This window comes from Pseudomonas sp. S31 (assembly GCF_016648105.1).
Taxonomy (GTDB): Bacteria; Pseudomonadota; Gammaproteobacteria; order Pseudomonadales; family Pseudomonadaceae; genus Aquipseudomonas.
Map to the genome: position 1 here is coordinate 20,178 of NZ_JACVVE010000060.1, position 7,556 is coordinate 27,733.

Annotated in this window: 4 protein-coding genes; 1 reads left to right on the forward strand and 3 read right to left on the reverse strand. The window is 67.6% G+C overall.

Annotated elements, in window-relative coordinates; genetic code table 11:
* Positions 1-152 precede the first annotated feature (152 nt).
* The 3 genes from ngg to mnmC all read right to left on the reverse strand — a co-directional run bounded on the left by ngg (position 153) and on the right by mnmC (position 5,869).
* A complete protein-coding gene (gene ngg, locus IAE37_RS27015; RefSeq protein ID WP_201178509.1) occupies positions 153-1,898 on the reverse strand; it encodes an N-acetylglutaminylglutamine synthetase in 1,746 nt (581 codons plus the stop codon).
* Positions 1,899-1,901: 3 nt separating this feature from the next.
* Positions 1,902-3,689, reverse strand: coding sequence for an N-acetylglutaminylglutamine amidotransferase (locus IAE37_RS27020; RefSeq protein ID WP_201178510.1), 1,788 nt, complete (start codon positions 3,687-3,689; stop codon positions 1,902-1,904).
* 200 nt (positions 3,690-3,889) lie between these two features.
* Complete coding sequence (mnmC, locus tag IAE37_RS27025; RefSeq protein ID WP_201178511.1) at positions 3,890-5,869, reverse strand: bifunctional tRNA (5-methylaminomethyl-2-thiouridine)(34)-methyltransferase MnmD/FAD-dependent 5-carboxymethylaminomethyl-2-thiouridine(34) oxidoreductase MnmC; 1,980 nt, start codon at positions 5,867-5,869, stop codon at positions 3,890-3,892.
* Positions 5,870-5,972: 103 nt separating this feature from the next.
* Between mnmC and pap the strand changes: the two genes are divergently transcribed.
* Positions 5,973-7,466 carry a polyphosphate:AMP phosphotransferase gene (pap, locus tag IAE37_RS27030; protein ID WP_201178512.1) on the forward strand — a complete coding sequence of 498 codons (1,494 nt, stop codon included), beginning with the start codon at positions 5,973-5,975 and terminating at the stop codon, positions 7,464-7,466.
* Positions 7,467-7,556 lie beyond the last annotated feature (90 nt).

The window sequence follows — 7,556 nt, forward strand, 5'->3', positions numbered from 1 at the left end:
CCACCCGGTTTGTACGACGCGATATCGCGCCATGCACCCAGGCGCCCGCGCGCAGATCCCCCAGGAATAACTGGCCCGCAACAAACGTAGGAGCGAGCGCACGCTCGCGATGCGCCGCGCGGGCGGCGCTCGATATCCGCCCCACCACAAATTCACGCCAACGCCCTGCTATGGGGAAACAGCAGGTCGACGAAACGTTCGGCGGTCGGTTGCGGCTCATGGTTGGCCAGCCCCGCCCGTTCGTTGGCTTCGATGATCACGTAATCGGGCTGCTCGGCATCGCGCACCATGAAGTCCAGCCCTACCACCGGGATTTCCAGCGCGCGGGCCGCCCGCACGGCGGCATCGGCGAGCACCGGGTGCAGGCGCTCGGTGACGTCCTCCAGGGTGCCACCGGTGTGCAGGTTGGCGGTGCGCCGCACGGCCAGGCGCCGGCCGGGCTCCAGCACATCGTCGTAGCCCAGCCCGGCCGCGCGCAGGGTGCGCTCGGTCTCGTCGTCCAGCGGAATGCGGCTTTCGCCACCGGTGGCGGCCTGACGACGACGGCTCTGTGCCTCGATCAGCTCGCCGATGCTGTGCTTGCCATCACCGACCACTTGGGCCGGGTGACGGATGGCGGCAGCCACGACTTCGAAGCCGATCACCACGATGCGCAGGTCGCTGCCGGCATGGAAGCTTTCGAGCAGTACGCGGCTGTCGAACTGCCGTGCGTGCTCCACTGCCTGGATCACCTCTTCGATGGTTTCCAGGCCCACCGCCACGCCCTGGCCCTGTTCACCGTCGACCGGCTTGACCACGATCGAGCCGTGTTCGTCGAGAAACGCCAGGTTGTCGTCGGCATTGCCCGCCAACTGCTGGGCCGGCACCTGCAAGCCGGCGTTGTGCAGGGCCTGGCGGGTCAGGCGCTTGTCCTGGCACAGGGTCATGGTCACGGCGCTGGTCAGGTCGCTGAGCGACTCACGGCAACGGATGCGCCGGCCACCCAGGCTCAGGGTGAACAGGCCACCGACGGCATCGTCCACCTGCACCTCGATGCCGCGGCGCAAGGCCTCGTCGACGATGATCCGGGCATAGGGGTTGAGGCCCGCCTCGGGGCCCGGGCCAAGGAACAGCTGCTGGTTGATGCCGTTCTTGCGTTTGACGGCGAAGGTCGGCAGGTTGCGAAAGCCGAGCTTTTCATACAGCCGCTTGGCCTGGCGGTTGTCGTGCAGCACCGAGAGGTCGAGATAGGCCAGGCCGCGGCTCATGAAATGCTCGATCAGGTGGCGCACCAGCACCTCGCCCACGCCCGGGCGGGTGCACTGCGGGTCCACCGCCAGGCACCACAGGCTGCTGCCGTGCTCGGGGTCGTCGAAGGCCTTGCTGTGGTTCAGGCCCATGACGCTGCCGATCACCGCGTCGCTGTCTTCGTCCTCGGCCAGCCAGTACACCGGGCCACCGAGGTGGCGTGGGGTCAGCAGCTCGGGGTCGACCGGCAGCATGCCGCGCGCCTGGTACAGGGTATTGATCGCCTGCCAGTCCGCCGAGGTATGCGCCCGACGTACCCGAAAGCCGCGAAACACCCGCTGCGCCGGGCGGTAGTCGGTGAACCACAGGCGCAGGGTGTCTGAAGGGTCGAGGAACAGCTGCTGCGGGGCCTGGGCCAGCAGCTGCTGGGGGGCGGCCACGTAGAGGGCGATGTCGCGCTCGCCGGGCTGCTCGGCCAGCAACGCATCGGCCAGGGTGGCTGGGTCGGGGTAAGTGTGGCCGATCAGCAGCCGCCCCCAGCCGCAGTGCAGCGCCCGCGGCTGGTCGTGCGGCTCGCTGCCATCGCCGGCCAGGCGTGCCTGCAGGCGCTCGTAGGACGGCGCCTGGCCGCGCAACAGGCGCTGACCGTAAGCGATTTCATGGGCTTTCATCGGTCAGATTCCTTGTTCGCTGAGCCACAGGTTCAGCGCCGCCAGCTGCCACAGCTTGGAGCCGCGCAGGGGAGTGAGCTGGCCTTGCGGGTTGCTCAGCAGGCGGTCGATCATCGCCGGGTTGAAGAGGCCACGGTCCTGGCTCGGGTCGGTCAGCAGGTCGCGTACCCAGCCCAAGGTCGCGCCTTCGAGGTGCTTGAGGCCTGGCACCGGGAAGTAGCCTTTCTTGCGATCGATGACCTCGTGCGGGATCACCCGCCGCGCCGCTTGCTTGAGCACGTGCTTGCCGCCGTCGGGCAGCTTGAAGCGCCCCGGGATGCGCGCCGATAGCTCGGCCAGGCGGTAGTCGAGGAACGGCGTGCGCGCCTCCAGGCCCCAGGCCATGGTCATGTTGTCGACCCGTTTGACCGGGTCGTCGACCAGCATCACCGTGCTGTCCAGGCGCAGTGCCTTGTCCACTGCTTCCGGCGCGCCGGGGCGGGCGAAGTGCTCGCGGACGAAGTCGCCGGCGGCGTCGGTTTCCAGCAGCCACGGCGCCTGCACGGTGTCGCGGTATTCGGCATGGCTGCGGTCGAAGAACGCTTCGCGATAGGCGGCATAGGGGTCGGCGGCGCCATCGACCTGCGGGTACCAGTGGTAGCCAGCGAACAGTTCGTCGGCGCCCTGGCCGCTCTGCACGCCCTTGCAGTGCTTGGCCACCTCCCGCGACAGCAGGTAGAAGGCGATGCAGTCGTGGCTGACCATCGGCTCGCTCATGGCGCGGAAAGCCGCAGGCAGCTGTTCGATGATCTCGTGCTCGGCGATGCGCAACTGATGGTGGCGGGTGCCGTAGTGCTTGGCGATCAGATCGGAGTACTGGAACTCGTCGCCGCGTTCGCCACCGGCGTCCTCGAAGCCGATCGAGAAGGTCGACAGGTCATCCACGCCCACGTCACGCAGCAGGCCGACCAGCAGGCTCGAATCGACGCCGCCGGACAGCAGCACACCGACGTCCACTGCCGCGCGCTGGCGGATCGCCACGGCGTCGCGGGTGGCGTCGAGCACGCGGGTGGTCCAGCCTTCCAGGTCGAGCTCGCGTTCGTCCGGGTTGGGGCCGTATTGCAGTTGCCACCAGGTCTGGCGTTCGACTTCGCCGTGGCGGTCGACGCGCATCCAGGTGCCGGGTTCGAGCTTCTGAATGTTGGCCAGCAGGGTGCGCGGCGCGGGCACCACGGCGTGGAAGTTGAGGTAGTGGTTGAGCGCCACCGGGTCGAGCACTGGGTCGATGTCGCCGCCCTTGAGCAGCGCCGGCAGGGTCGAGGCGAAGCGCAGGCGTTCACCGTTGCGCGACAGGTACAGGGGCTTGACGCCGAGGCGGTCGCGGGCCAGGAACAGGCGCTGGTTGTCGCGCTCCCAGATGGCCAGGGCGAACATGCCGTTGAGCTTGGGCAGCAACGCGGCGCCCCAGGCGTGGTAGCCCTTGAGCAGCACTTCGGTGTCGCCGTCGGACCAGAAGGTGTAGCCCAGGTCCTGGAGTTCCTGGCGCAGCTCGGGGAAGTTGTAGATGGCGCCGTTGAACGCCAGCGACAGGCCGAGGGTGTTGTCGACCATCGGCTGCGCCGAGCCGTCGGACAGGTCCATGATCTTCAGCCGGCGGTGGCCGAGGGCGATCGGGCCCTGGCTATGGAAGCCCCAGGCGTCGGGGCCACGGGGTGCCAGGTGATGGGTGATGCGCTCCACGGCAGCCAGGTCGGCTGGGCGTGGTGCTTGGTCGATGGGGGTGAAACGTAACTCTCCAGCTAATCCGCACATAAGTCCTTACCGGTTTTTCCGTTGGGGAAGTCGTGCCCCGAATCAGGGCGCTGTAAGGAACTGACCTGTGGGGATGGTGGGAGTTTTAGATCGATCTGTTATAAGACGGCGGTGATGCGGGGAAGTGTAGGGCGATGTATTGGCGGCGCTCGATCTCAATGCCCATACAAAAACATCGCCCTACACCTCGGCGCCCCCACTCACTTCCCGCGAATCAGCTTGCGCAAAGCGAACCGGTTCGGGTGGCAAGCCTCAGCCACCGCCCGCGGCAACGGCAATGGCTCGCCACACAGCCACGCAGCAATCAACTCACCACTCAACGGCGCAGTGATCAGCCCGCGCGAGCCATGCCCACTATTAACGTACAACCCGTCCAGCCAAGGGCAGGCCACATCCGGCACTTGCCGGGCATCCTTGCTCAGCACCGCATAGGCTTCGGCGAACATCGCCGGGTCGGCCAGCGGCCCGACGATCGGCAGGTAATCCGGGCTGGTGCAACGAAACGCCGCGCGCCCTTGCAGGTGCTCGGCGTCCAGCGCCGCGCCGCCCAGGCGCTGGGCCAGGTCGGGGGAGATTTCGTCCAGCAGCGCCAGGTTGCCCTGGTGCTCGTTCACGGTCGGCGTCAGGTCCTCATTATGAAAGTCGAAACTGGCCCCCAGGGTGTGCTCGTCATCCCGTGGCGGTGCCACGTAGCCCTCGGCGCACACCACCGTGCGCAGTGCCCGGCTGGCCGGGGTGGCGGGCAGGCGGGTGATCTGCCCGCGAATGCGCTTGAGCGGCAACTGCGCGCAGGCCTCGAAGCGCCGCACCTCGGCAGCGCCGGCCAGGACCACCACGGGGGCGCTGGCCAACAGCCGCTCGCCGTCCCAGGCCTGCCACAGGCCTGCGGCCCTGCGCAGCTCGAGCACCTGCTGATGTAGCAGCACGTGGATATTCGGGTGCTGCAGCTGTGCCTGGCACAGGGCTGGCGGGTGCACCCAGCCCCCTTCGGGGTAGAACAGGCCGCCGGCGGGCAGCGCCACTCCGGCAATCGCCTCGGCCTCGCTGCGCGTCAGGGCTTGCAGCAGGCTGCTGTCGAAGGCTTCCGCCAGCTTGCCCTGGCGCTCCGCCTCCTTGTCGTCGAAGGCCAGTTGCAGCACCCCGCAGGCATCCCAGTCGCGGCCCCGTTGCAGCTGCCCGAGTTGGCGTCGGGTGTAGCCGAAACCGGACAGGATCATCCGCGACAAGGCCGTGCCATGCGCCGACAGCTTCAGGTACAGCACACCCTGGGGGTTGCCCGAGGCCTCGCGGGCGGGCGCGTCGTGGCGCTCCAGCACGCTCACCTGCCAGCCGCGGGTGGCCAGGCTGGCGGCCGTGGCGCTGCCAGCCAGGCCTGCGCCGATCACCAGCGCCTGGCGCGGGCCTTCGGGCCTGGCGGGTCGGGCGTACCAGGGCGGAGCCGGGGCCAGTATAGATGCAGGTGCGGGCGGGCCGATGTACTCGCCGTTCATCACCTCCCACTTCTTGCCGATGCCAGGCACCTTTTTCATCCGGAAGCCCGCCTCGATCAGCCCGCGGCGCACCCATCCGGTGGTGGTGAAGGTGCCCAGCGCGGTGCCCGGGCGCGATAGCCGCGCCAACTGGGCGAACAGCTCGGGGGTCCACATGTCCGGGTTCTTGGCCGGGGCGAAACCATCGAGGAACCACACGTCGACAGAGGCGTCGAGCTGCGGCAGCTGCTCCAGCACATCGCCTACCAGCAGGGTCAGGGTGACTCGGCCGTGGTCGAAGGTGAACTGCTGGAAGCCTGGGTGCACCGCCACGTACTGCGCCAGCAACGGTTCGCTGAATGCGGCCAGTTCCGGCCACAGGCGCACGGCCCGAGCCAGGTCGTCGGGCTCGAGTGGGTACTTCTCGACACTGACGAAATGCAGGCGGGCCTCGCTCGGCGCCTGTTCGGCGAACAACTGCCAGGCGCAGAAGAAGTTCATGCCGGTGCCGAAGCCGGTCTCGCCGATCACCAGGCAGGCATGCGCTGGGAGGTTGGCGAAGCGCTGGGCCAGGCCGGTCTGGTCGAGGAACACGTGGCGGGTTTCGTCGGTGCCTTCGTTCTTGGCGAAGTACACGTCGTCGTACTGCCGAGAGTGGGGGCGGCCCTGGTCGTCCCAGTCGATCTGGGCATGCTGGAGGAAGGTGGACATGGTCGGCTCGGTTGCAGCGGATAAGCGGATTTTATGCCATCTGCCGCTGGACAGGCACCCGGCAAGATCCGCTAGTCTTGGTTATCCATTGAGGGAGCCCAGCATGTTCGAATCTGCGGAAATCGGTCACACCATCGACAAGGACACCTTCGAAGCCGAGGTGCCTGCCCTGCGCGAGGCCCTGCTCGAGGCGCAATACGAGCTCAAGCAGCAGGCGCGTTTCCCGGTGATCGTGCTGATCAACGGCATCGAGGGCGCCGGCAAGGGCGAGACGGTGAAGCTGCTCAACGAGTGGATGGACCCACGCATGATCGACGTGCTCACCTTCGACCAGCAGACCGACGAAGAACTGGCCCGCCCACCGGCCTGGCGCTACTGGCGGGCCTTGCCGCCGAAGGGGCGCATGGGGGTGTTCTTCGGTAACTGGTACAGCCAGATGATCCAGGGCCGGGTGCATGGGCATTTCAAGGATGCCGTGCTCGATCAGGCGATCACCGGCGCCGAGCGCCTGGAGCAGATGCTCTGCGACGAAGGTGCATTGATCATCAAGTTCTGGTTCCACCTGTCCAAGAAACAGATGAAGGCGCGGCTCAAGGCGCTCAAGGACGACCCACTGCACAGCTGGCGGATCAGCCCGCTGGACTGGCAGCAATCGGAAACCTACGACCGCTTCGTGCGCTTCGGCGAACGCGTGCTGCGCCGCACCAGTCGCGACTACGCGCCCTGGCACGTGGTCGAGGGCGCCGACCCGTGCTATCGCAGCCTGGCGGTGGGGCGCATCCTGCTCGAAAGCCTGCAGGCGGCGCTGGCCAACAACCCCAAGGGCAAGCACAAGGGCAACATCGCGCCGCTGGGCCGCAGCATCGACCAGCGCAGCCTGCTCGGTGCCCTGGACATGACCCTGCGCCTGGACAAGTCCGACTACCAGGAGCAACTGGTGACCGAGCAGGCCCGCCTGGCCGGCCTGTTGCGCCACAAGCACATGCGCAGGCATGCATTGATCGCGGTGTTCGAGGGTAACGACGCGGCCGGCAAGGGCAGCGCGATCCGCCGCGTGGCCGCAGCGCTCGACCCGCGCCAGTACCGCATCGTGCCGATTGCCGCGCCGACCGAGGAGGAGCGCGCCCAGCCCTACCTGTGGCGCTTCTGGCGGCACCTGCCGCCGCGCGGCAAGTTCACCATCTTCGACCGCTCCTGGTATGGGCGGGTCCTGGTGGAGCGGGTCGAGGGCTTTTGCGCGCCGGTCGACTGGATGCGCGCCTATGGCGAGATCAACGACTTCGAGGAGCAGTTGGTGAACGCCGGCGGCGTGCTGGTCAAGTTCTGGCTGGCGATCGACCAGCAGACCCAGCTGGAGCGCTTCGAGGAACGCGAGGCGACGCCGTTCAAGCGCTACAAGATCACCGAGGAAGACTGGCGCAACCGCGACAAGTGGGACGACTACTCCCAGGCGGTGGGCGACATGGTCGACCGCACCAGCACCGAGATCGCGCCGTGGACCCTGGTCGAAGCCAACGACAAGCGCTGGGCGCGGGTGAAGGTGCTGCGCACCATCAACGAGGCGCTGGAAGCGGCGTTTGCCAAGGACAAGAAGTGATCGTTCTTCTGTGCTGGCCTCTTCGCGGGTAAACCCGCTCCTACAGAGGTAGGCGATCCCCTGTGGGAGCGGGCTTGCCCGCGAAGAGGC

Excerpts from the sequence above, each read along its gene's own strand:
- pap (WP_201178512.1), top strand. The coding sequence starts at position 5,973 with ATGTTCGAATCTGCGGAAATCGGTCACACCATCGACAAGGACACCTTC.
- IAE37_RS27020 (WP_201178510.1), bottom strand. The coding sequence starts at position 3,689 with ATGTGCGGATTAGCTGGAGAGTTACGTTTCACCCCCATCGACCAAGCA.
- ngg (WP_201178509.1), bottom strand. The coding sequence starts at position 1,898 with ATGAAAGCCCATGAAATCGCTTACGGTCAGCGCCTGTTGCGCGGCCAG.
- mnmC (WP_201178511.1), bottom strand. The coding sequence starts at position 5,869 with ATGTCCACCTTCCTCCAGCATGCCCAGATCGACTGGGACGACCAGGGC.